The organism is Stenotrophomonas sp. 3diitr2024, from assembly GCF_042136455.1.
Classification (GTDB): domain Bacteria; phylum Pseudomonadota; class Gammaproteobacteria; order Xanthomonadales; family Xanthomonadaceae; genus Stenotrophomonas; species Stenotrophomonas sepilia.
The window spans coordinates 1-324 of the sequence record NZ_JBHHMJ010000393.1 but is presented as its reverse complement, the minus strand read 5'-3'; the positions used below and the strand labels follow the sequence as shown (position 1 = coordinate 324).

1 protein-coding gene and 2 pseudogenes are annotated in these 324 nt (G+C 69.1%); 1 reads left to right on the top strand and 2 read right to left on the bottom strand.

What is annotated here, in order from left to right:
- A pseudogene (locus ABGA94_RS09685) lies at positions 1-133 on the bottom strand (TetR/AcrR family transcriptional regulator); the annotation flags it as partial.
- Between ABGA94_RS09685 and ABGA94_RS09680 the strand changes: the two are divergent.
- Positions 90-221 (top strand): glycosyltransferase, encoded by a 132-nt coding sequence (locus tag ABGA94_RS09680; RefSeq protein ID WP_375367142.1) that lies wholly within the window; start codon positions 90-92, stop codon positions 219-221. The pseudogene ABGA94_RS09685 and the gene ABGA94_RS09680 overlap by 44 nt on opposite strands.
- Here ABGA94_RS09680 and ABGA94_RS09675 read toward each other — a convergent pair.
- Positions 193-324 (bottom strand): annotated as a pseudogene (locus tag ABGA94_RS09675) (LysR family transcriptional regulator); the annotation flags it as partial. The gene ABGA94_RS09680 and the pseudogene ABGA94_RS09675 sit on opposite strands and share 29 nt — an antisense overlap.

The window sequence follows — 324 nt, the reverse complement described above, 5'->3', positions numbered from 1 at the left end:
CGAAGGCGGCCAGCACCGGGCGCAGTTCGCCCGGGTGCTCGGCGCGGGCACGTTCGAGCTGTGACAGGCGGGCGCCGGTCATCTCGTCCATGCGGCGGCGGAACACCTCGTTGACCAGCCTGCTGCAGAACCCCTACGTGGCGCGGGTGATCTGCGTGAACGATGGTTCCACCGACAACACCGCGCAGGTGCTCGATGCGCTGCAGGCGCACTGGCCTTGATCCGCTCCTTGGCCTTTTCACAGGCGCCACCGCAATCCAGGCGCGAGGCCTCCAGCTGCGGCGGCAGGTGCTCGGCCAGGAAGTCGATGAACACGCGCACCGC